Below are 24,633 nucleotides of genomic sequence, written 5' to 3' on the forward strand. Positions count from 1 at the left end.
AAAAGATAATAAAGAATCATCTATCTTACTGAATCCTTATCTTCTTTTTTGTTATTGGATTGTAACTGTATGTCCTTTGCAAAGTTGAATTTTTCTTTCAGGTAATCTGTTGCCTTTTCTGTGCTTCCAAACATCATGATCAGTACGCCAAATATTATCATGAAAAAAATTAGGCCTCTGAACACTACTGCAAGTATCACTGTAGCTATACATAAACCTATAATTGTTGAGGGACTTATATTTTCTACAGTATCTTTAACTGAAAATGAAGAAATAAGTTCTTTCAACGTTCCTGGTATATTTTTCAATTCATCACTTGCTTTGCTAGAACATGACATGAAGATAAAACTTAACAGAGCTACAATAGCAAAAACTCTACCCAATTGAATATGCATCAGCTAAATACCTTTAAGATACCCCTCAAATGTAACAATTTTTACATCAATAGGCAAGAACCGAATTCACTTGCTCACCATAAGTAACTCATATTTAACTTTTATCACCGTGTTAGCTCTTTATTATCAACAAGAGGACTCACACTAATGGATGTCAATTTACTTGACAGAATATTTGAACAAAATTCAGCAGTAGCAGCTGTAGCAAACACTGCAGCCACCACAAACAGTCCTGCTCCTACTAATCCTGATGTCATTACTCCTGCAACAATGCACCCTATTGCTAAGAGAGCAGAACTTGTTACAAGTGCGACGTGAAGATTTTTATTATGAGGTTCTTTAACTTTACTCTTATTTTCGTAATTAGCAGCTTCTTGTTTATTTAAAACAGCTTTTTCCTCTTTTTTTCAAGTTTAAGCTCAAGCAACTTTGGCCCAGATTCTTCACTCTTTAATATTAGCTTTTCTTTAACTTGATCACCTGAATTTTCACTTTCTTGCATCTGTGGCTCTGCTGCTGCAACTTGCTCTGGTTGCATTTCCTCTTTTTGTAGATTATTATTTTTCTTAGCAGAGCTTAATATTGAGTCTAAATCTTCTTCAGATGAAGTGCTTGTTACTGAAGTTAAGCTGCTCCTTCTGCTACTTGATAACAAGCCAGGTGAACTTACTCCACTATCTAAGTCATTCTTTAAATCTTTACAATCAATCGAAAGGTCAGATTGACTATTCAATTGTGATTGTGCGATCTTCTTTCTTGCTTGCGATTGTTCTGATGTAGGAGTTGTTAAATTACCATAATAACCTGAACTTCTCAAGGTATTGTATGTTCCTGGGGTTCCTTTTCCACTTACACCCTTAGCTAAAGAATCCTTTTCCAGAGGATTAATACCTGAATTTTTGGGAATTTCAACTTCACTAGGAAAATTTTTTTCTTAAATAATCCCATAACATTACCTTGTCTATCTGTTTGATTATTTCTAGAACCTTTCTGATTTTGAATAGTGCTATTAGAATGATTTTTATCACTGTTCTTATTAGTAATTACTGAAATTATTTCTAATATTTTTCCTCTTCCTGTTGGTGATCCTTGTGATTTTTCTATTTCATTCTTAAATACTGGAAGTCTGACCTCTAATCCCATTACTTCTTTTTTCAATGCTGGAAGGAAGTTGTCAATATAATATCTATAATATTTTTGATATTCTTCTTGCTCTCTCAGTAATTTTTCTAATTGAATTAATACGTTAGGATCAGCTCCTTTGTTGAACAACTCTATGCATTTTGTGATAGTTCCATCTCCCTTTTTTAGATTTTCATGAGTATGTTTTTTTTGTGACCTTTTTGTGTATAATTTCGTACAACTCTTTCGTTTTTGATGCTGAATAATTCTCTGTTTTCTCCTTTCTCTTATCTGAGATTTATGAACTTCTGATAGGATCGCTGGTAGATGAGTAAGTATTGTTTCCTACTGCGCTATCAAATAGCACTCTTTCCTCATATGATGAATCAAGCATAACATTCCTCTCATACAAATAAAATGTATGAATACCTCTTTAGCGTTAATTTTACATTAAAACTGGGCAGTTATGCCTTATTACGGATAATTATAGCAATTTGCTAACTATTTTCTTTGCTGATTACTGATTTTACATTTCAACATAATTGCTTGCCTGTTGAACTAGCATATCTATTACTTCTTTTACAGGCTTTTCTCTATCAACCATGCCAACACTTTGACCGGCCATTAAAGATCCTGTTTCAACATCTCCATCAATTACTGCCCTTCTTAAAGCTCCAGCCCAGAATTTTTCTATTTCAAGCTGCCCATTTTCTTTTGAGATCTGTCCATTTTGATATTTATCGATAATGTCTCTTTGATGCTTCATAAAATCGTCATTTGCTTTGTTAGCTATAGCTCTTACTGGAATTACAGGAAAATCAGCACTGATCTGCACAGAAGATACTGCATTACGCGCAGCTGATTTGATAAACACTTCTTTAAAATTTTTGTGGGCAATTGACTCATTTGTGCAGACAAATAATGTACCTATTTGACAGCCACTTGCTCCCATTTCTAGATAGTTCACTATCATTTCGCCTCTTCCTATTCCACCTGCGACAAACACTGGTATTTGTTCATTTTTAAAATGAGGCAATATCTCTTGTGCGAGAACAGAAGTGCTAACTGGACCTATGTGCCCACCTGCTTCCATTCCTTCTATTATTAATGCATCTACTCCCATTTTTACTAACCTTTCCGCAAGGCTTAATGCTGGTGTAAAGCACATAACTTTAATACCTGCATTCTTGATTTTTTCTATATTAGGCTTTTTTGGTAACCCGCCAGCGAGAACTATGTGGCTTACTTTTGTTTCAATGCATATATCTATTAACTCACTCAAATTTGGGTGCATAGTAATTAGGTTTACACCAAATGGCTTATGAGTTAATTTTTGTGTTTCTATGATTTCTTTTTTCAGTAAATCTGGAGACATTGCACCACATGCAATTACGCCAAATCCACCAGCATTTGAGATTGCTGAAACCAAATTTCTCTCTGAAACCCAGCTCATAGCACCACCCATTATTGCAAACTCACTACCGAGAAAATTCGTTCCTTTCTTCCAAAGCCTGCTCAACATATAGCCTATATCATACGTTTAAAAATGTTTTGTTTATCTATAAATGTGTGTTTTAAAGCACCAAGTATATGCAAGGTTATAAAGACTATCATAAGATATGCAAGCATCGAATGTAGCTGATTAGCTGCACTAGCTAGCTCTTTGTTTTCATTGATTAACAAAGGGATATGAACAAAATATTTGATCTCTTTACTAGAAGCAGAAGACATGACATAACCAGATAGCGGTATTAGCACCATCAAAGCATATAAACAAAAGTGTATCGTTTTGCTCGCATTGATTACGAATCGAGAAAAATTGGCTGGTAATGGCGGAACATAAGTAAAGACGCGAAAAAATATACGTACTATAATTAATCCAAGAACGGTGATACCACAAGCCTTATGAATAGAGTATATGCTGAATTTAATTTCACTGCTAATCGGCAAACTTTTCATGTACAGTCCAGAACAAAGCATACCAATAATAAGAGCAGACATTAACCAATGAATGATCCTTAAGCCTAAACTATATTTATTGTTTTTCATTAATTTTGATTACTCTAAAGTAGAATTTATATAGTAAAAAACTATTTCTCAATCAAAATTATCTATACATAATTTCGCTGCCTTGATCAACATAAGTGCAATAATTGTATGTGACACATAAACATTGTCTATCAGATCATGAAGAAGTGGTGAAGTTTTTGAGAGTTTTTCTATTGTAACGATGAGTTATAGCTTGTACAAGAAGCCTATTGACTTTAAGCACATTTTACCCTATACAATTTTAACATCTTAAACTTCCAAACATGCCAGATCTAAAGACAATGATGCTAAACTTTGGCCCTCAGCATCCAGCTGCACATGGGGTGTTACGTCTTGTTTTAGAGATGGATGGTGAGGTGATCGAGAGGTCGGACCCTCATATTGGGCTTTTGCATCGCGGCACTGAAAAATTGATAGAACATAAAACTTATCTTCAAGCTCTGCCTTACTTTGACCGCCTTGATTATGTGTCACCAATGTCACAAGAGCATGCATATTCGTTATGTGTAGAGAAATTATTGCAGTGCGAAGTTCCGATTAGGGCAAAATATTTGCGTGTTCTATTTTGTGAGCTGACAAGAATACTAAATCATTTACTAAATGTCTCTTCCCAAGCACTTGATGTTGGGGCGATGACTCCTCTTTTATGGCTCTTTGAAGAGAGAGAAAAAATACTCGAGTTCTATGAAAGGGCCTCAGGTGCAAGATTTCACGCAGCTTATATAAGGCCAGGTGGACTTGCAGCAGATATCCCAGAAGGTTTGATTGAAGATATTGCAAAGTTTATAGAGCAATTTCCAAAGTATATAGATGATGTTGATGATCTTCTGACAGAAAATAGGATATGGAAGCAACGCACTGTAGGAATTAGTGAAATATCAATAAAACAGGCGCTTGATTGGGGCTTTAGTGGACCAATGCTCCGTGCTGCTGGACTTGCTTGGGACTTGCGAAAAAGCCAGCCATATGAGATATATGATCAGCTAGATTTTGATATACCTATCGGTCAAAATGGTGACTGTTATGACCGTTATTTAGTAAGAATGGCGGAGATCAGACAATCTATCAGCTTGGTGAAGCAATGCATAGAGAAGATGCCTGAAGGGCCAATAAAAACTGAAGATAGAAAAATTTCTCCACCGCCAAGAGCAGAAATGAAAGAATCCATGGAAGCTGTGATTCATCATTTTAAGCTTTACTCGGAAGGATATCATGTACCAGAAGGTGAGGCTTATGTAGCTGTTGAAGCGCCAAAAGGCGAATTTGGAGTATATATAGTTTCAGATGGTACCAATAGACCTTATAGATGCCGAATAAGAGCACCTGGCTTTGCGCATTTACAGGCCTTAGATTTCATGGCAAAAGGACACATGCTTGCTGACATTGCAGCAATTATCGGTTCACTCGATATAGTCTTTGGTGAGATTGATAGGTAATTATTGTAAAATAGTAACTTAACTAATGGTTAAGACATCTTCTATCATAAGTTGTATAAATTCATTGCCATTCCAGTAATTCATAGAGATTTTACCCAAAATGGCTTTAACATTACCCTGCATAATAGCAGAGCCAATCTCAGTATTTGCAGAGCGAAACGCAATAGCTTTTACCATAACATTATCATCAGCAATAAAACATTTTATATGATCAACTCCTATAACTTCCGGCTTTCTTATCTTTGCTCCCTGAATGATAAATCTCGGTTCAGGGTTGCCAACACCAAATGGCTCTAAGCGTTGCAATTGATTCCACAGGGATAAGTTTATTGCTTTAGCTGTTACTATGCCATCGGCTTTTATGATTTTGTCATTTGTAGAGTTTGCAAATCTTTCAGTAAAAAAATCATGTAGATCACTTATTTTGTCTTCCTTAATCGAAAATCCCGCTGCCATACTGTGACCACCACCTTCAATGATTAGGTTGGTAAATTTTGCAGAAAGAACCGCGGCACCAATATCTACTCCAGAAATTGACCTACAACTTGCCTTTCCTATTCCGTTGTTTAAAGATATCACTATCGTTGGTAGGTGAAACTGCTCCTTTAGTCTTGATGCAATGATACCAATTATTCCTTGATGCCAATTGCCACTTACCATTATAAAATTTACACCTAATAAGGTAAATTTTTCTGCCTGTGTTGTAGCTTCTAAGAGAGCCTCATTTTCTAACACCTTCCTTGCATTATTTAAATCTATTAATTTTAGCGCGATTGAATGCGCCTCTTCTTCATTATCAGTGGAAAGCAACCTTGCACCGAGTGATGCTTCTCCAATTCTTCCTCCAGCATTTATGCATGGCCCAATACTAAACCCTAATCGTGAAACACTTGGTTTTTCAAGGATTCCCAAAGCATCAAATAAAATACGCAAGCCAACGTTTTTTCTTGCTGACATAACCTTTAATCCTTGTAAAACAAAAGCCCTATTTAGGCCTGTGATCTGCATAACATCGCAAACAGTTCCAAGAGCAACCAAATCCAGTAGATCAAATAAATCTGGTTCTTTTTTGTGGGTAAAAAATCCTTGCTCACGTAGGCTTCTGTTAAGGGCAACAATTAGCAGAAATGACACTCCAACTGCTGCAAGGTTAGTATAAGGAGAGCTTTCATCAAGGCGGTTGGGATTAACAACTGCTACAGCGTTTGGTAACTTTTCTGTACCAAGGTGATGATCGACAACTATAATATCAAGCCCAAAAACCTTTGCATCTTCTATTGGTTGATATGCAAGCGTACCACAATCAACAGAAATACATAAGTCAATTCCGTTCTTTTTAAGTTGTAATAAAGCATCTACGTTTAATCCATAGCCCTCATCAACACGATCTGGAATATAGATTATAGAGTGTGTTCCAATCGTTCTTAAATACCTATTAATCAATGCCGATGACGTTGCTCCATCAACATCATAGTCACCAAATATTGCAATATTTTCATTATTGTTTATTGCTTTTATTATGCGAGAAACAGCTTTGTCCATATCAAGGAGGTAAAAGGGATCTGGTAATAGTGATCTGATTAGTGGATGTAAGAAGTCATGTGCATTTTCTATGTTAACACCACGACTAACTAATATTCTTGCTAATATTTCTGGCAACTCAAATCTCTGTATAAGAGTTAAAATCTCCCTTTGATCTGCTTCTTGTAACTTCCACAGTGCATTTGTTATGCTGCGTTTTTCAATATCAAGTAGCATACTCTTTGTAAATAAAACTACTTTACCAGAACTTTTAAGCTTGTTCTATAATTGTGTTAGACTTCTGTATAACCTAAAGAAAGATATAGGAGGGTGTCACCCGAAAGGAATCACATCTATTTTGACAAAGAGCATCTGCAAAATCTGATACTTCTTCTTGCATAACATGCTCTTTAATTAGTATTATATCTATATTGGCATATAAGTGTGAATATTATATTAGTGTAATTACTTTTTGGTATACATGACAAATTTATGCCTGGATTGGTTACTCAAACCTTTTCTACCTTTATTTCATATTCTTTAAAGTATTTCTTGCACTTTCTTTATAAAAACCATAGGTACCAATCAGTTTTTAGCTTAAGAATAAAGGTCAAGTATCTGGAATTATGGACATAAAATCCCCCTGAAAGATTAGAAAGAAAATGCAGCGTACATACTACAGTATACACTGAAGAGTACACTTTTTATTGAGAAATTGACTGAAAAGTCTGCAGACGAAGATAGATTTTTGAGCTCTTAAAATACCTCTACTGTTGGGGTAAGGAAAGCGAGAAGGTTTGTCAAGCAATCTTTATTGGCTGTTGTACTAGAATTCAGTTTTTCCTATAATTTGCTAGGATTTATATGAAGAATTTTTAATATGAAAGGCCTATACATTAAAACTTACGGCTGTCAGATGAACGTTTATGACTCTGTTTTAATGGAGAATATAGTTAAGCCTCTAGGATTCAACATTGTTAGTGATGTAGAACAAGCTGATTTGGTGATATTGAATACTTGTCATATTAGAGAAAAGGCAGCAGAAAAGCTTTACTCAGAGCTTGGAAGAATCCATTCATCACAAAAAAATAAGGAAATTACTATAGTGGTGGCCGGGTGTGTGGCTCAAGCGGAGGGAGAAGAAGTGTTCAGAAGGGCTCCTTTTGTTGATATTGTTGTTGGTCCGCAGAGTATTGCTGCTTTACCGGAATTGATAGTAAAAGCAAGCAGAAGTAAAGGTCATGTAATAAATACTGATTTTCCAGAAGTTGCGAAGTTTGATAAATTGCCAAATGAATGTTATGGCAATAGTCAAGGGTTTTCTGCGTTTCTTGCCATACAAGAAGGTTGTGATAAATTTTGTACGTTTTGTGTGGTGCCTTACACTCGCGGGGCTGAGTATTCACGACCAGTAAATGAAATATTCCGTGAAGCATTGAAGTTAGTTGCAAATGGAGCAAAGGAAATTACTTTGCTTGGTCAGAATGTCAATGCTTATCATGGGGAGTGCGGAGGAGAAGTGTGGGATTTAGGAAAATTAATTAGTCACATTGCTAAAATTGAAAACCTAGAAAGAATCCGCTACACAACTTCTCATCCAAGAGATATGCACGAATCTCTCTACTTGGTACATGCGGAGGAATCAAAACTCATGCCGTTTGTTCACCTACCTGTGCAGTCAGGTTCGAATAAAATATTGCATGCAATGAATAGAAAACACACGGCAGAGGAATACTTGGGAATAATAGACAGATTGCGCAAATTGAAACCTGAAATTGAATTTTCTTCTGATTTTATCGTTGGTTTTCCTGGAGAAACTGAAAAAGACTTTGAAGAAACTATGAAATTAGTGGAAAAAGTAAAGTATGCTCAGGCTTATAGTTTTAAATATAGCCCAAGACCAGGTACGCCGGGAGCAGAAAGAAAAGATCAAGTACCAGAAGAGATTAAAACAGAGCGCCTTCTTCGTTTACAAAAATTAATTAGTGAACAACAATTTGAGTTTAATAAAAGTATGGTAGGCAAGACTATTCCTGTTCTGTTCAGTGATAAAAAAGGCAAACATCAAGCTCAAATTATTGGCAAAAGTCCATATATGCAATCAGTTTGCATTGATGATCCTGAAGGGAAGTACGGAGATAAAATAGTAAATGTAAGAGTGTTGGAAGCTCGGCAAAATAGTTTATTGGGATGTGCTGCCTAGTTACAAAAAAGTGCTCCTGCGTTCTTGCGCAGAAGCGCTTTATGTGGTTTTTTCAAGTTATCTAGGTTTAATACTTAAAGAACTACAACTCTGTGTTACGCAATCATACGAGATTTGATATAATAGATTTGCGGGATTTTTTTTCTTTTCCCACTGATAGCGTATTTTTTCAATCTCTCCAGAATTCTTGTATTCATAAGAACGCGATCCCCAAATAAAGCTGCTTTTACTATTGCTTTTGTTAGCATTATGAAATTTCTGATAAGGCCAACTGTTATTGTCTTTATTCATCTTTAACTTAAGTAAATAAGTCTGATTTATTAGTATGCTGTATAATAATGTCAATACCTTTTTATGTTTATAGAAATAGAGTTTTTGAATTTGTAATTTTCCAAAAAGTTCTATATTCTTTAACTTTATCCAGTCAGAATGAATATGAAGCATTATCCTGATACAAGCAGTAGTCCTGATTTTTCATTACTAGAAAAGGAAATCATAAAATTTTGGCAGGAAAATAAAATTTTTGAGCAATCAGTTGAGAAGCGTTCTAAGGATAATTGCTTTGTATTTTATGATGGGCCTCCGTTTGCAAACGGGCTTCCGCATTATGGACATTTACTCACTGGTTTCATCAAAGACGCATTTGCAAGATATCAAACCATGCTGCAAAAAAGAGTTGAACGTAGATTTGGTTGGGATTGCCATGGGCTACCGGCTGAGATGGGCGCGGAAAAAGAACTTAGAATATCTGGCAGAACTGAGATAGAGAAGTTTGGCATTGAAAAATTCAATAATCATTGCCGTACTTCTGTGATGCAATTTTCATCAGAATGGGAGAAGTATGTAAATAGACAAGCAAGATGGGTAGATTTTCACAATGACTATAAAACCATGGATAAATCATTTATGGAGTCGGTCATGTGGGCATTTAAGCAGCTTTATGATAAAGGTCTGGTGTATGAATCAATACGCGTTGTTCCCTATAGTTGGGCATGTGAAACTCCATTATCTAATTTTGAGACAAGGCTTGATAACGCATATAGAGAAAAAACTAGCAAAGCTGTAACTGTTGCGTTTGAACTTTTAGAAAATCCAAAGCAATTTAAACAAAAATGTAAATTACTTGCTTGGACTACAACGCCTTGGACATTGCCGAGTAACCTTGCACTGGCAATAGGAAAAGATATTGAGTATTGTGCAATGTTAGTAAATGGTGAAGTCTGCATCTTTGCTGAAAGTTATTTAGAGAAATTTGTCGGCCACTGTGAACAAAGCAATATTCAATATGAAAACTGTAATACAAAACTTAAAGCGAGTGATCTTGCAGGTCTTTCCTATAAACCACTGTTTGATTACTTTAAAGATACAAAAAATGCATTCCGTGTTTTCAGTGCTGATTATGTTACAGCAGAAGACGGCACTGGTGTTGTGCACACTGCTCCTGGATTTGGTGAAGAAGATTTTTACCTTTGCCAAAGCCATGATATTCGAGCTGTTTGTCCAATTGATAACGGTGGGAAATTTACTGCAGAAGTTTCAGATTTAACAGGAGTTCATGCTTTTGATGCCAATGATACAGTAATAAAAAAATTAAAAGAGCAGGGGAGTTGGTTTAAGACTGAGCAACATATTCATAATTATCCTCACTGCTGGAGAACTGATACTCCTTTGATCTATCGCACTATGCCTTCTTGGTACGTTGCTGTGACAAAGTTCAAAAGCAGAATGGTAGAGCTAAATAAGAGAGTTAATTGGATGCCAAATCATATAAGAGATGGTCAATTTGGAAAATGGCTTGAAGGAGCGCATGACTGGTCTATTTCACGCAATCGATTTTGGGGTACGCCAATTCCTGTGTGGAAATCAGATGATGCAAAATATCCAAGAGTGGATGTATATGGTTCGATAGCAGAACTAGAGCAAGATTTTAATGTTAAAATAGATGATTTGCACAGACCATTTATCGATACTTTAACAAGACCAAATCCTGATGATCCAACAGGAAAATCAGTTATGCGTCGTGTGCCTGATGTGTTTGATTGTTGGTTTGAGTCTGGCTCGATGCCGTTCGCGCAAATTCACTATCCGTTTGAAAATAAGGAGTGGTTTGAGAGTAATTTCCCTGCGGATTTTATTACTGAATATATAGCACAAACAAGAGGATGGTTTTATACGCTTTTTGCGCTTTCCACTGCTTTATTTGATAGTGAGCCATTTAAGAATTGCATATGCCACGGTGTGGTTCTTGATGTGAAAGGTCAGAAATTATCCAAACGTTTGAATAATTATGCAGATCCAATGGAGGTTTTTGACAAATATGGTTCTGATGCGCTGCGTTTTCTTATGCTATCTGGTTCCATTGTTTGCGGTGGTAATTTACTACTCGACAAAGAAGGAAAATCAATACGAGATATTCTGAAGGACGTAATAAAACCTATTTGGAATAGTTATCACTTTTTCACTATGTATGCAAATGCAGATGGGATTAAAGCTGAAGTTTGCAAGGACTATAGAAGTACTATTGATCGTTACATGATTTCCAAATGTTTTGAAGCTGTGGAAGGTATCCAAGCTTCTATGAACAACTATAACTCCCAGGAGGCTTGCAAAATCCTGACAGATTTCTTTGAAGTGCTAAATAACTGGTATATTCGTCGCAGTCGCGAGCGTTTTTGGAAAAGTGACTTAGATCAAGATAAAACCGACGCTTATAATGTTCTGTACACAGTTTTTTATTACATGCTTCGAGCTGCAGCTCCTTTGTTGCCACTCATAACAGAGACTATATGGCAAGGGCTTAAGTACAAAGAAACATCTGTTCATTTGTCTGATTTTCCACAATCAGATAGATATGACAGTGAATTCATTGCCAAGATGGATTTGGTAAGAGAGATATGTAACTCTGCATTATCCATCAGAAATACGTTTAACATGCGCATCAGGCAGCCACTTGGCAGTATGACCATTTATCATAGGTCTTCCTGCGATTTCCTTGAAAATGAATATCAAGAGATAATAAGAGATGAGGTGAATGTAAAAGAACTAGAAATAGTAAGTGAGTTGAAAGAAGTTGCGTCACTAGAGCTAAAACTAAATTTTCCGCTACTTGGTAAGAAGGTTGCAGATAAAATCAAGAAACTAGTTCAATATGTCAAAGAAGAAAAGTGGAGACAAATTGAGAATGAGCAAATATTTCTGGGAGATGAAACAGAGAGCTATACTATAGAAAAAGGTGAGTATGAACTATTGTTAAAAGCAAATAGTGAATATTCTTCTGTATTTGATAACAATAAAGGGATTGTTGTTCTGACTACTGAGCTCAATGACGAACTAATTCTAGAAGGACTCGCAAGAGATGTTGTGAGGCTTATTCAAGAAACTAGAAAACAAGCTGATTTTCATATATCAGATAGAATCAGAGTAATAATTAAAGCAGAAGATGAGAAAATTAAGGAAGCAATAACTACATGGAATAAATATATAAAAGAGCAGACCCTTGCCTTATCTTTGGACACTAATAAAGAGATCGAGGCCGATTTCTATTCTAAGGAATACCAAGGTTTGACAGTTGGTATTAAGTTAATAAAGTTGCAAAATTAGTAATGTTTATGCTATACTTAAATTGCTTTAAGTAGGGTGGTGATATGAATCAAGTTGTTGCAGATGGTCATAGAGAAGTTATTGATTTAAATAACAACAGTGATGGTTTAGGTAAAGTAGAATCTATTTTTAATGTTGCTTTGGAAGAGGAAGAAGAGTTTTTGATGCTATGGAAGATGTTTCTAATGTAGAAGAAGGGAATGATTTAGGTCTTGCTAATTCAGAAGAGGGAGAAGAATTTTTTGATGCTATAAGTCAGCAAGATTGGTTAACTAAACAGGTAGCTGCTTTTAATGTTCCACTCAGTATATTTCATTATAAAGATTACAACTCTGACTTTTTTACTTCCTGGTATAATATATCAAGTAGAATATTTAAAGAGATAAACAGAGCTTGCCCGGAGAAAAAAGTATTAAATTTAGCTCTGTCAGTTTTAATGCTTCCTTATATTGCTTTTGTTGCAATGGGGTTAGTCATATACAGTAGATTTAAAGCAGACAGCAAGACACAAGAAGGTGTAGTGGAAGGTAAGGCAAAAAAGAGTGAAACAAGTGTATCGAGAAGATTTGCATACGGTGCTCTTGCTGCAATAGCAATTTTTGTTAATGTGACTGTGCTTGTAGCCTTAATTGTTCCTGCAACAATTGCTTTGGCTACTTTTTATCTTTTAAATAGAGAGTTATCTCACTCTTTAGTTGCTGTTCTTAAAATAAGTATGGGGCGATATTCTAATAAGCACCAAAATATTGAGATATCTTTTCATGAAACGGGGTTTCCTGAACCAAACATTACATGGGATATGGAAATAAAATTTCCACCGCAATTTAAACAACTGCTTAGAGATTTATGTGAAAATGGAAATGATAAATGGTTTAGTGTGAAGCCGGATTTAGAGCATAATATCATACTGAAATTATCAGCTAGTATCAATTTAAACAATGGTCTTAAGCCCTTGCATAATGAAATTAAGAATGTGATTGCAACTTCAATTCAAGAATTCGCAAAAACTATGGAAGAGCTGGTGAAGCTAGAAAAAGAAGAGATTACACGTGATAAATTGAAGGAATTATTGAACGAATTCAGGTTGAAAGTGATGAGTAGTATAGGTTCTAAGTTGACAACTCACTTAATAGAAAATGCTTATCAAGTTGCCTTTATACAAGCAATTAAGTTTCAGCAGAATAGACGGGGAGAAGATTTTTCGCTGGAAGATGAGCTAAAAAATACTTTAGTGAAGCAGAAGTTAGAAAGTCAAGGTAAGGAATTACCAAATGAGAAAGAGATGATAATAAAGGATCTAAAAGAAGCAGGAGCAAAAGTGCCAAATGCCCTAGACGATAGTGAGCTTCCTGTATTTAAAGCAGAATGGGAGCGACTTATACAAGAAGGGAAAATAACTAGGAAAACAATAATTGATGTTTATAAGGATACAGATCTTGGAAAAACAGAGGAAGTTCTGAATGATGCTAAAGAAATAATTAAAGATTTAAAAAAACAAGGACAAGTAAGATATACTGGGATACATGAAAAGCTGAAAGCAGTATATAATGAAGGAAAAAACAACTTAACAAACGATGATTTAAAAAGGAAATTAGAAGGTCTTTTTAAGTTCGAGTATGGTGATCAAGAAGTTGAGCGAAGGCTAGTAAAATCAGTAATGAAAAAAGCAAAGGGTGAGTTAGGCCTATTAGGCATGCTAAGCTTAATGGACCAGTTTCGAGATTTAGAAGAGGAGATAAAAGGTCCTTTGAATGGGGAAAGTTTAGAAGAAGCTTCAGGTAAAGTGAATGATTTTATAGCAAAGATGTATTTAGAAATAACGAAACGTAAAACACAAGATTTGTTTAAAAGTCAAGCAAAGGGTATAGAGAATTCATGTAAGCTGTTAGAGGAAAAGGAGCCGGATTTAGTACAGAGGATTAATGTGCACCGAGTGAAAATTGCAGAATGCTTAGATCAACCTATATCGTTAAGAGAAGTAATAGAAGAAAGTGAGGATTTAAATAAGTACTTAGAAGATGAGAGAAAGAGAAAAGGAGAAAAGCATCCAAGTACAAAATTAATAGAGAAGCACTTGAAAAATAACCAAGAAATTCTGAAAGCATTAAAACAGTTAGAATTAGAAGAAAAAGGATTGTTGATAAATGAAAAAACAAAAAATGATTATAGAGAAAAACTGGAATCTCGTGAAAAAATAAAATTTGCAATAATAGAAGATGCTTTACTTAAAGCATTCGAGCATGAAATTTTTGATGAAGAAGCAATTAAGAAGTTATTAGAGGAAGCGGAACTTGAGTACTACTTGGCAGAAAAGTGCATAAAAAGTCCTGTAATTAAAATGAAAGATAATATCAAACACTTTTGTCAAGATTTATTGTCTCCTCTAGTAGATAGATTAGCAAATCTTATAATAAATAATGTACCAAAAGATAATGAGAGTGGTTTGTGGAGGATTTGGAACTCTCTCAAAGTTGGTTTTAATTATAATGTGATTGGATGGTCAGCTACTGTAAACAAAGATAATAGCACAGAAGGGAAAGCATTGAGTGTGGCACATGATACTCATAAGGAAGTAGAGACATTTCTTCAACATTTTCAATCAAGTTATGAAGGAGTTGGAGGCTTTTTAGGCAATTTATTTTCTGATGATGGAACGACATTTAAAAGTGATGTGTGGCCTCAAATAGAAGAGCATTTGCATGGAATGTGGGATAGATTTTTCAAAGATATTGAATTCAAGATAGGAAATAAATTGGATGAAGTAAACGTGACACAGCAAAATCAGGAAACGGCGGTTACGGCTTAATGATGAGCTCTCAAAGTTCCTTCAGTATTTTTACACACTAAGTTGACTATCATATTTGATTCTTTTTGGATTTCCTCTTCAGTTAAAGTGTGAGTTGGAGAGCAGAAAGTAACTGAAAATGCTATAGACATCTTATTCGATTCTATATTATTTCCATGATATACATCAAATATCAAAACTTCTGTGATGAGCTCTGAGCTTTTTTTCACCATATTGATTATACTACCTGCTGCTACATCTTTATTTACAATAAATGCAAAGTCGCGTTTTACACTTTGATATTTATAATCGATAAATTTTTTTCTACTTATAGGTAAATTTTCGATATTTTCTAATATCAACTCAAAGCCTACAATTTTTTGTTTGATGTTAAAAAAATCCAATATACTCGGATGCAATTCTCCAAAACAACCAACTATTTTACTTCTAAAAGATAAGGAGCCTGATTTTCCTGGGTGATAATATTCTTTTTCTGCTCTCTCTATTGCTAAATTATCACAATTGACATTAAAAAGTTCCAAAGCTGTTATGAGGTCAGCCTTTGCGTCAAAAATATCTATTTTTCTATCAGTGTTATAGTGGTTTTTCGGCGAATTATTTCCTGATCTAATTCCACTTAAAACGTACTTAGATTGAGCTTCGTTATTATAAATTGGCCCAATTTCAAAAATTGCAAAATCAGGTGTACCATGGGCAGTATTATCTGTAGTAACTTTTAACAAATTTGGTATGATGCTTGGTCTCATTATATTAAAGTCATTATTAAATGGGTTGTCGATAATAAATAATTTATTCAAGTAACCAAACTTCTTAGCTGTTGATTCACTCATAAAAGACCAAGTTATCACTTCATGAAACCCTCTGCTTGTCATTAAAATGCGCAAATCATCTTGTGTCTCTTCTTCTACTGTAACGTCTTCTGCTAGTTGCTCTTCCTTTATTTTATCATAGCCGTATATTCTTACTACCTCTTCAACTAAGTCAGCAGGTATGGTTACGTCCGGTCTCCAGCTTGATACTTGTACATCCCAATTGCATTCAGTTTTTTTATCGATACCAAACCCTAGCTTTGTTAAAATATCAAATATCTCATTAGGTGATGCATATACACTTCCAAGTTTGTTTACGTTTTGATAATCAAAATTTACCTTAGTATCAGCTTTATTTAGATTGCCAGCAGACACTACACTTGACACTTCTCCACCACATAAATCCAAAATCATTTTGGCTGCAAGATTGATTCCATCAAAGATAAATTCAGGGTCGACTGAACGTGCAAATCTGTAACTTGAGTCTGTGGAGATGCCTAGCTGCCTTGAAGATTTAGTGATAGAAATAGGGTCAAACCAAGCAGACTCTAAAAAGATTTCGGTAGTCTCAAGAGTGCATTCACTGTACTTACTACCTATAATTCCAGCAATTGCATGAACGTTTTTATCATCAGAAATAACACTTATGTCTTTATTTAATGAGTATTCTTTACCATTTAAACCAATAAATTTTTCTCCGTCGTTTGCTTTGCGTACTACAAGCTCTCCTTCTATTGTTTTTGCATTATATGCATGCATTGGGCGGTTAAAGGATATCATGATGTAATTAGTAATATCAACTATTGCAGAAATGGAGCGCATTCCTATCGATTCCAATTTATCTTTTAACCATTTTGGGCTCTCTCTATTTTTTACATTGGTGATGTATATTCCACTAATAAAGCTCTCCCCGTCAGTAACTTTGACGTTTACTGGTGAATTTATAGAGCAGGCAAGTTGTGGAATGTTTAAAGCCTTTAACGTTCCAATTCCAGTTGCTGCTAAATCTCGAGCTATTCCATATAAGCCTAAGCAATCTCCACGATTTGGAGTGATGTTTATGTCAATTACAGGATCGCAATTGGAAAATTTATTCCCTACTTTATAATCATCAGAAAGCTCAATGATTCCTTCACTTTCCTCTTGAGTCAGCGAAAGCTCAGAGGCAGAGCAGAGCATCCCTTCACTTAGCACTCCTCGTATTTTTGTAGGCTTAATTGTAAAGTCGCTTTCTGGCAATGTGCTACCAAGAGATGCAAGTACAGTTTTCATACCTTCTCTAACATTGTTTGCTCCGCAAACTATTTGTAGAATTTTGCTTCCATCATTTACTTTACATAATTTTAATTTATCAGCATTTGGATGAGGTACGACTTCTAATACCTCTGCAACGATAAACCCAGTCAATCTGGAATTATCGATCACATCTTCTACTTCTAACCCTATATGAGTTAATTTATCGGTAATTTCTTCTAAACTAGCATTGGTTTCTAAGTGCTCTAATAACCAAGATAATGTGAATTTCATGGATCTTTAAAGAAACAAAAAAGTTATTGTAATATAAAATGTAGTGCTTTTAAAGCTTGTTGTAGTGGAATACTTCTACATCATAAACAATGATGCAGAAGCTTTTGTAACTTTATATCTTCTTCTGAAGAGAATTGATCTTCTCTATATCACTTTTTAAATCTATCTCCGTAAAGAATTTAAGATTCATATTGTGGTTATCTGCATAGGCATCATAAATGTAACCATCAATAGTTAAGTTTCCTATCATATTATGGCTTTCATCTAGTATTTCGCTTCCTATTTGATAATGGCCAGTATATTCATTAAAGGAACAATCTGTCAATTTGATGTATCCGTTGCCAAGTTCCTGCTCTAAATTTAAAGGATGATTAGTGTTAATAAAATCTATTTCGTTCATTATATACCTCACTAAAAATTAAATTATAACTAAAATAAGATGTTAAGTCAAGATATTGAACAATTTAATAAGATTAGTAAATTTTAAAATACAAGGCTGACTGTAATTAACACTCTAATTACATATTTTGTTAATGTATCAATGTTATAATAACATAGAGCCTTATCTTAATTCTTGACTTTGTCCTATAAAATTCATACTTTATTTACTGTTGCAGTTTAAGTATACAGGGTCAAAATGGCGTTAAATCCGCTAGAACAATTTAAAGTATATACAATAATAGAACTACCAAAATTATTTGGGTATGACATAAACTTTACCAACTCATCTCTTTTTATGATGATCTCGGTGATATTAATGGTACTGTTTTTGCTCTTTGGAATAAGAAAAGGTGCAGTAATACCAGGATATTTGCAAGCTGCAGTTGAATATGTATATGATTTTGTTGTTTCAATAATAGAAAGTAACGCTGGAAGCAAAGGTTTGGAGCATATTCCTTTGATATTTACAGTATTTATTTTCATTTTATCGTGTAATTTAGTTGGTGTTCTTCCTTATAGTTTCGCGGTCACAAGTCATGTAATAGTCACTTTTGCTTTGTCGATGGTGGTTTTTACTTATATAACAATTGTTGGGTTTAAAGAAAGGGGAGTAGAGTTTTTACGCATATTGCTACCAAAAGGAACTCCTTGGTGGCTTGCACCTGTAATAATTATTATTAAGTTGTTTGCTTATTTAGTAAGACCGATTAGCCTATCAATAAGGCTTGCAGCAAATATGATTGCTGGCCATACGATCATCAAAGTAATAGCGGGGTTTATCGTAAATATGAACATATTTTTCACTCCTGCACCTTTTTTGTTTATAATTGCACTAATAGGGTTTGAAGTGTTTGTTGCAGTTTTACAAGCTTATATATTTACTATATTAACGTGCGTATATTTGTCAGATACAGTAAAGTGAGTGCTTGACTTACCTGTAGAACATTTTATAATATTATTAAGGAATAGTTAAAGGTAGTATATGGATTTAGTAGCTTTAAAATTTGTAGCGGTTGGTTTGATGGCGTTTGCTATGTTAGGTGCTGGTTTGGGTGTAGCTAATATTTTCTCTACTATGCTAAGTGGGATTGCGAGAAACCCTGAATCGGAAGGTCAAATGAAAACTTACGTTTATGTTGGTGCTGCTATGGTTGAGATTATGGGATTTCTTGCGTTTGTAATTGCGATGATATTAATATTGTAGTGTTTGACACATGCCGCAGCTTGATGTTTCAACTTTCTTTTCTCAAGTTTTTTGGTTTTTAGTTTTCTTCTCTTCGCTTTTTTTTGTAGTAAGTTGTTTATTTTTACCGAAATTAGATGAAATACTAAATACTAGGAGTAAAGGAGTATTGGATTCTTTTAATAGTTCTATTCACCTTTTAAGACTTACAGAAGAGCAAATTGTCAAGTATAATGCAGCTTTAAATCAAGCTAGAGTACGGGCAAAAAAAATCATAAATGATGCATTTGCTCAAGTAGAAGAAATGAGAGCGAATGTTAAGGATATATTGGAAGAGGAAGACAAGAAGATGATTAAACTTGTTGAAGAAAAGGTAGTACAATTTAAATCTAAGTATATTAGTGAATTAAAACAAATGGCTACTAGTATTGCTTTGATTTACTATACTAAGTTAACTAATTCTGAGATTGAAGAGGAATTTGTTGCTGATTTGGTATCCAAAGAATTTTAGAGTTTTTATGTCTACATTACTAGTTATAAGCCTTGCTTTTTTAGTAGGTTTTATCCTCTCATATAAATTGCTAGGGAAGGTAATAAAAAACGCGCTTAACAATAAACGTAACAAAAGCAAGTTTTCAAGTGAAGAAATTGAAAAATTCAGAAAAGATATGTTGGAGTATTACAAAAAATCTTCTGAAAAATACAAAAAATTAGATGCAGAAGTTAACAAAATGATGAATGAAGCACTTGATAAGGCTAATAGTATTATTAAGCATAATAGACAGAAACTCGATCAAACGTTAGATGAAAATGCCCATTCTAATTTGAAGAAAGTTACTGACCAAGTTGAAAAAGCTCTTGGGGATTTACAAGCTAACACAGCGAGTATAGCTGCTGATGCTGTAAAAAAAATAATGCATGAACGTAAAGATGATAAGCGTAGTAGTGAGGTTATATCTTCGTTTTCACGTGACTTGAGCAAAAAGTTGCATTAAGTTTAATGCCTGTACTTCAAACTGATAATGTAGAAAAAATTAAATTTGATTCTAGTTTATGCAAAGAACAAGAGAAACTTTTCTACTATAGGTTTAATATAATTCCTTGGCAAAAATTAAATGATACTACTTTTTTTATGGTTGAAGACATAAGCCAAGATATCAACCTTTGGGTCGAATCTCATTACGGTATTGAATATGTATTAATAAAAGCGAATAGCGAACAGATTTTAAATCTTCTTAACTCGCACTTTGGTATTTCAGAATTCGCAAGTAACTACTTATATTATAAGAATCCTAATTTTTCAGCTAAAAGCATTAGGCTCAGTTCAATCTTTTTTTCCTCTTTTTTTGTTATAATTTCGACTTTAACACTGACAAAAAAATATGCATATTTTGCTTTGGTGTTGATATTTATAATCGGATGTTCTAGTTCTTTATTCAAATTTGTAACTAAAATTTTTGGCTTGCGTAAAATTTCTAACCAAAAAGCAGATTATGATAAGATGAATGAACCTATATATACTATTTTATTGCCTGCTTTTAAAGAGAATGCGGTTATAAAGCAATTGATTAAGAGCATTGAAAGTTTGGATTATCCAAAATCAAAATTAGATGTAAAGCTTGTAATAGAGAGCGATGACCAAGAAATGTTGGCAGCTATAGAAAAATGCACTTTACCACAGTATTTTGAAGTAATAAAAGTGCCTCATTCTCTGCCTAGAACAAAAGCTAAGTCATGCAATTATGCTATGAATTTTATTAGAGGAAAGTATGTGGTAATATATGATGCAGATGACAAGCCAGATCCATTGCAGTTGAAAAAAGCACTCATTGAATTTAATAAGGGCGACGAAAAGTTGGCTTGTGTACAGGCGAAATTAAATTACTATAACTTTGGTTGCAATTTTCTTACAAAATTCTTTTCTCTTGAGTATATGAACTGGTTTCAATATTTTTTGCCTGGATTTCAAAAAATGAACATGCCAATACCTTTGGGTGGTAGCAGTAACCATTTTTCAGTGGAAATTTTAAAGAAAGTGCTTTTTTTGGGATGCTTACAATGTCACTGAAGACGCTGACCTTGGTTTGAGATTTGCACAGATGGGATATAAAACCAGGATTATTGATTCAGAAACGTTGGAAGAATCACCAACTACTGTGTTTGCTTGGATCAAACAAAGAGCACGCTGGATTAAAGGTTATATGCAAACTTATATCGTTCATTTAAAAAATATAAAATTACTTTTTAAGCACACTGGGCTTAAGGGGATTTTGCTATTAAACTTTTTTGTTGGTTCCTCAGCTTTTATATTTTTTACAACTCCTTTTTTGTTGCTTTCATTGGTGCTGACTCAAATTTTGAATGAATTATTCTTATATTATTTTATAATAGTATACGGTATTAACTTGATTTTTTTGATAATAGCTATCAGACAACAAAAAATGCCTTTTTATTTTTATATAGTATCAATATTTTTTCCCGTCTATAGTCTACTACATAGCGTTGCAGCTTTTCTCGCTTTGTGGGAATTTGTTATTCACCCTCAGCATGGCTTATGGAAGCAAAACCTGTAGCTATTTGGCTTTTTCTCTGCTCTCTCATGGTGATTTGCATGGTGGGAATTGGTGGATTTACCAGACTTTCAAAAGCAGGATTGTCAATCACGGAATGGAAACCAATTACCGGAACATTGCCACCGCTGAGTGAACAAGACTGGCTAAAAGAAAAATCAAAATATGAAGCTACACCTGAATATAAAGCATTTAACTATGGTATGAGTATGGAAGAGTTCCGCACCATATACTTAATAGAATATGTGCATAGGTTGATTGCAAGGCTGACAGGTTTAGTTTTTATCTTACCATTTATATACTTTACACTAAAAAAAAGAATACCTAAAAATGCAGTAATAAGGTTATCTACAGCACTATTATTTGGAATTTTACAAGCTTTTGCTGGTTGGTATATGGTTAAAAGCGGTTTGGTAGCCAATCCTCATGTTAGTCACTATAAGCTCGCACTTCACTTACTGCTTGCATTGGTTATTTTTGCATTATTGTCATATCAATTTTTTGATTACCAAATCAAACCAAAACAGATAATTAAAATTAATGGCAACATTACATGTTGCATATGGATAATTTTAATCCTAGTTACAATACAAATAATCTTCGGTGCATTTGTTGCAGGGCTAAATGCTGGTTTAATTTATAATACCTTTCCACTAATGGATGGACAAATTGTTCCAGAAGATTTATTTTACTTACAGCCTGCTTGGCTAAATATCTTTGAAAATAGAGTAACAGTGCAATTCATACACCGGGCATTGGCATTGCTGATATTAGTTCTGACAGCAATACTCACAATAAAAAATGCCAGTATAAAACCATTATATGTTATGCTATTCTCCGTCATCATTCAGGTAATTCTAGGAGTAGTCACTTTGTTGCTGCATATACCAATGGCCATTGGTATAGCCCATCAAATGTTTTCGTTTATCTTATTTGGGTCAAGTTTATACTGCTTATGTTATTTAAGAAACCAGATCTAATACCAAATCACCAGCCTGTACATTTTTCCCCTCTGTAACAGGGATATTTTTTATTACCATTTCTGATTCAGCACATATTATATTTTCCATTTTCATTGCCTCTACAACAAACAGAGGTTGTCCTACCTCTACCTGATCTCCAGCATTAACGTATAATTTAACCAATAAACCGGATATTGGAGATTTTACAGCGTCTACTGAAATCCCTTCTGTTTTGTTGTTTAGCATTAATTTGCTTAGTTCAGCTACGTGAGGTTTCAATACACAACATTTAGCTTTCATACCTGCGTGTCTTATAAAGTATTTGCTGCCTTGCCTTTCTATTTTAAGTGCTATATTGGTATCATCATTAATTGTTATATATAACAACCTGTAACTTGGTTTCCACTTACCTACCACGGAGTATTTATTGTGGTTATATACTGTTGTTAATGTGTTATCTTGATATTTTGCATTTACGGAGTACTCATTATCGTCTATTTTCACTATGAATGCTTCATCTATTGACTTACTGTAATACTTTTCCTCATTTTCTAAGTGAACATACAGTGCAATAAAAATAAATATTTTAATATATTCCTCTGTAATAAAATCACCTTGAAACCCGCTAGGGTAATGATCTGGAATGAATCTCGTGTGGAGCTTTGCTGCAATAAAATTTGGATTATGGAAGATGGATTCTAGAAATTCTATGTTGTTTATTACTTCCCCTATATAGCACTTAGACAAAGCTTTTTGCATTCTGCTGATCGCCTCTATTCTATCTTTTCCATAGGTTATAACTTTTGCAATCATTGAGTCGTAGAACATGCTGATTTCTGAACCTGCAGCAACTCCATCATCTATTCTTACATGATTATTTTCATTCGGTTTATCGTAATATTTTATTCTTCCGCTGGAAGGGAAAAATTTCTTTGATGGGTCTTCAGCGCAAATTCTGCTTTCTATTGCAGAGCCAGTAAGTTTAATATCATCCTGATTGAATCTTAATTCTTCTCCGCAGGAAGTTCTAATCATTTCTTCTACTATGTCTATTCCTGTTACGAATTCTGTTACTGGATGCTCAACTTGTAATCTCGTATTTACCTCAAGAAAATAGAAATTTTGGTCTTTATCAACAACAAACTCGACAGTGCCTGCTGAAAAATAGCCAACTTGTTTTGCAAGGGAGACACATTGAGCATACATTTTTTGTCTTACTTCTTCACTAATAAATGGACTTGGAGTTTCTTCCATTATTTTCTGATTATTCCTTTGTATTGAGCACTCTCTCTCTCCAAGACACACTACATTGCCGTATTTATCTGCTATAATTTGTATTTCAATGTGTCTTGGCAGCTCTATATATTTCTCTATAAAAATACTACCATCTTTAAAACTTTTCTCTGCTTCGTTTGTTGCTGATGTAAATGCTAGCTCAATTTCTTTTTTGGAATGTACAATTCGCATTCCTTTGCCACCACCACCTGATGCAGCTTTGAGCATAACGGGAAAACCAATTTCTTCAGCAACCATGGATGCATGGTCAGCGTTTTCGATCTTACCCATATATCCTGGCACTACATTTACTCCAGCCTTTCTTGCCTCTTCTTTTGCCGTTATTTTGTTGGCTGTAACTTCTATTGTCTTTGCACTTGGACCAATGAAATCTATGTTATGTTTTTCCAGAGCACAGGGAAAATCTGGATTTTCCGCTAAAAACCCATAGCCAGGATGAACTGCCTCAGCACCTGTTTCAACTGCTACTTCGCATATTTTTTCGATATTCAAGTAACTAAGATAAGCAGGCGAAGGGCCAATGTGCCTTGACTCATCTGCTTGCTTTACATACACAGAATTTGCATCTGCATCTGAGTACACAGACACACAAGATATGCCCATCTTGTGCGCAGTTTTGATTATCCTGCAGGCAATCTCCCCTCTGTTCGCTACTAAAATCTTACTATACTTCTTTCTTATCATCTTATAAGTATACTTTCTTAAGTTAAGAA

General features: G+C 34.4%; 20 protein-coding genes and 1 pseudogene. 12 read left to right on the top strand and 9 right to left on the bottom strand.

All coding sequences use genetic code 11. The features are described 5' to 3' along the window. Nucleotides 1-20: 20 nt before the first annotated feature. Nucleotides 21-395, bottom strand: a complete 375-nt coding sequence (locus tag ABWU64_RS00925; protein WP_015587929.1) for a hypothetical protein — start codon at nucleotides 393-395, stop codon at nucleotides 21-23. Nucleotides 396-542: 147 nt separating this feature from the next. Between ABWU64_RS00925 and ABWU64_RS00930 the strand changes: the two genes are divergently transcribed. Continuing rightward, nucleotides 543-713, top strand: a complete 171-nt coding sequence (locus ABWU64_RS00930) for a hypothetical protein (RefSeq protein WP_353279664.1) — start codon at nucleotides 543-545, stop codon at nucleotides 711-713. Nucleotides 714-777: 64 nt separating this feature from the next. Here the strand turns inward: ABWU64_RS00930 and ABWU64_RS00935 are convergent, their stop codons facing one another. The 4 genes from ABWU64_RS00935 to ABWU64_RS00950 all read right to left on the bottom strand — a co-directional run bounded on the left by ABWU64_RS00935 (nucleotide 778) and on the right by ABWU64_RS00950 (nucleotide 3,566). Next, entirely contained in the window at nucleotides 778-1,212 is a 435-nt protein-coding gene (locus tag ABWU64_RS00935) for a hypothetical protein (protein WP_353279665.1), read from the bottom strand. A gap of 44 nt (nucleotides 1,213-1,256) precedes the next feature. Next, nucleotides 1,257-1,667: a hypothetical protein gene (locus ABWU64_RS00940; protein ID WP_353279666.1), complete on the bottom strand. Its 411-nt coding sequence runs from the start codon at nucleotides 1,665-1,667 to the stop codon at nucleotides 1,257-1,259. A gap of 376 nt (nucleotides 1,668-2,043) precedes the next feature. Then, entirely contained in the window at nucleotides 2,044-3,039 is a 996-nt protein-coding gene (locus tag ABWU64_RS00945) for an NAD(P)H-dependent flavin oxidoreductase (RefSeq protein WP_341815502.1), read from the bottom strand. Nucleotides 3,040-3,044: 5 nt separating this feature from the next. Continuing rightward, nucleotides 3,045-3,566 carry a cytochrome b gene (locus ABWU64_RS00950; RefSeq protein WP_341815501.1) on the bottom strand — a complete coding sequence of 174 codons (522 nt, stop codon included), beginning with the start codon at nucleotides 3,564-3,566 and terminating at the stop codon, nucleotides 3,045-3,047. A 263-nt stretch (nucleotides 3,567-3,829) separates the two neighbouring features. On the opposite strand from ABWU64_RS00950, the gene ABWU64_RS00955 reads away from it, so the two are divergent. Beyond that, nucleotides 3,830-5,002: an NADH-quinone oxidoreductase subunit D gene (locus tag ABWU64_RS00955; RefSeq protein ID WP_341815500.1), complete on the top strand. Its 1,173-nt coding sequence runs from the start codon at nucleotides 3,830-3,832 to the stop codon at nucleotides 5,000-5,002. A gap of 18 nt (nucleotides 5,003-5,020) precedes the next feature. On the opposite strand, the gene recJ is transcribed toward ABWU64_RS00955, so the two are convergent. Continuing rightward, complete coding sequence (gene recJ / locus ABWU64_RS00960; RefSeq protein WP_341815499.1) at nucleotides 5,021-6,760, bottom strand: single-stranded-DNA-specific exonuclease RecJ; 1,740 nt, start codon at nucleotides 6,758-6,760, stop codon at nucleotides 5,021-5,023. 643 nt (nucleotides 6,761-7,403) lie between these two features. Between recJ and miaB the strand changes: the two genes are divergently transcribed. The 4 genes from miaB to ABWU64_RS00980 all read left to right on the top strand — a co-directional run bounded on the left by miaB (nucleotide 7,404) and on the right by ABWU64_RS00980 (nucleotide 15,132). Continuing rightward, nucleotides 7,404-8,726: a tRNA (N6-isopentenyl adenosine(37)-C2)-methylthiotransferase MiaB gene (miaB, locus tag ABWU64_RS00965; RefSeq protein WP_341815498.1), complete on the top strand. Its 1,323-nt coding sequence runs from the start codon at nucleotides 7,404-7,406 to the stop codon at nucleotides 8,724-8,726. Between the two features lie 429 nt (nucleotides 8,727-9,155). Continuing rightward, nucleotides 9,156-12,326, top strand: a complete 3,171-nt coding sequence (gene ileS / locus ABWU64_RS00970) for an isoleucine--tRNA ligase (RefSeq protein WP_353279668.1) — start codon at nucleotides 9,156-9,158, stop codon at nucleotides 12,324-12,326. A gap of 44 nt (nucleotides 12,327-12,370) precedes the next feature. Beyond that, entirely contained in the window at nucleotides 12,371-12,517 is a 147-nt protein-coding gene (locus tag ABWU64_RS00975; protein WP_353279669.1) for a hypothetical protein, read from the top strand. After that, nucleotides 12,496-15,132 (top strand): hypothetical protein, encoded by a 2,637-nt coding sequence (locus tag ABWU64_RS00980; protein WP_353279670.1) that lies wholly within the window; start codon nucleotides 12,496-12,498, stop codon nucleotides 15,130-15,132. Before ABWU64_RS00975 ends, ABWU64_RS00980 begins: the two co-directional genes overlap by 22 nt. Here the strand turns inward: ABWU64_RS00980 and pheT are convergent. Then, nucleotides 15,129-17,468: a phenylalanine--tRNA ligase subunit beta gene (gene pheT / locus ABWU64_RS00985; RefSeq protein WP_353279672.1), complete on the bottom strand. Its 2,340-nt coding sequence runs from the start codon at nucleotides 17,466-17,468 to the stop codon at nucleotides 15,129-15,131. The two genes, ABWU64_RS00980 and pheT, sit on opposite strands and share 4 nt — an antisense overlap. Nucleotides 17,469-17,580: 112 nt before the next feature. Continuing rightward, a complete protein-coding gene (locus ABWU64_RS00990) occupies nucleotides 17,581-17,868 on the bottom strand; it encodes a hypothetical protein (RefSeq protein ID WP_341815494.1) in 288 nt (95 codons plus the stop codon). Nucleotides 17,869-18,105: 237 nt separating this feature from the next. On the opposite strand from ABWU64_RS00990, the gene ABWU64_RS00995 reads away from it, so the two are divergent. The 6 genes and pseudogenes from ABWU64_RS00995 (at nucleotide 18,106) to ABWU64_RS01020 (ending at nucleotide 22,642) form a co-directional block, all read left to right on the top strand. Further along, nucleotides 18,106-18,831, top strand: a complete 726-nt coding sequence (locus ABWU64_RS00995) for a F0F1 ATP synthase subunit A (protein ID WP_353279673.1) — start codon at nucleotides 18,106-18,108, stop codon at nucleotides 18,829-18,831. Nucleotides 18,832-18,891: 60 nt separating this feature from the next. Beyond that, a complete protein-coding gene (locus ABWU64_RS01000; protein WP_143689781.1) occupies nucleotides 18,892-19,113 on the top strand; it encodes a F0F1 ATP synthase subunit C in 222 nt (73 codons plus the stop codon). Nucleotides 19,114-19,123: 10 nt separating this feature from the next. Further along, nucleotides 19,124-19,603, top strand: coding sequence for a hypothetical protein (locus tag ABWU64_RS01005; RefSeq protein ID WP_341815492.1), 480 nt, complete (start codon nucleotides 19,124-19,126; stop codon nucleotides 19,601-19,603). A 7-nt stretch (nucleotides 19,604-19,610) separates the two neighbouring features. After that, nucleotides 19,611-20,087, top strand: a complete 477-nt coding sequence (locus tag ABWU64_RS01010) for a hypothetical protein (protein ID WP_341815491.1) — start codon at nucleotides 19,611-19,613, stop codon at nucleotides 20,085-20,087. A gap of 5 nt (nucleotides 20,088-20,092) precedes the next feature. After that, nucleotides 20,093-21,665 (top strand): annotated as a pseudogene (locus ABWU64_RS01015) (glycosyltransferase family 2 protein). Next, the gene (locus ABWU64_RS01020; protein ID WP_341815490.1) at nucleotides 21,647-22,642 is read left to right on the top strand and encodes a COX15/CtaA family protein; all 996 of its coding nucleotides are present in this window, start codon (nucleotides 21,647-21,649) and stop codon (nucleotides 22,640-22,642) included. The pseudogene ABWU64_RS01015 and the gene ABWU64_RS01020 overlap by 19 nt, the downstream one beginning before the upstream one ends. Here the strand turns inward: ABWU64_RS01020 and ABWU64_RS01025 are convergent. Next, nucleotides 22,625-24,604 carry a biotin carboxylase N-terminal domain-containing protein gene (locus tag ABWU64_RS01025; RefSeq protein ID WP_353279674.1) on the bottom strand — a complete coding sequence of 660 codons (1,980 nt, stop codon included), beginning with the start codon at nucleotides 24,602-24,604 and terminating at the stop codon, nucleotides 22,625-22,627. The genes ABWU64_RS01020 and ABWU64_RS01025 overlap by 18 nt on opposite strands. Between the last annotated feature and the right edge of the window lie 29 nt (nucleotides 24,605-24,633).

Source organism: Wolbachia endosymbiont (group B) of Xanthorhoe designata, assembly GCF_964028585.1.
In the GTDB taxonomy this organism is placed as follows: Bacteria; Pseudomonadota; Alphaproteobacteria; order Rickettsiales; family Anaplasmataceae; genus Wolbachia.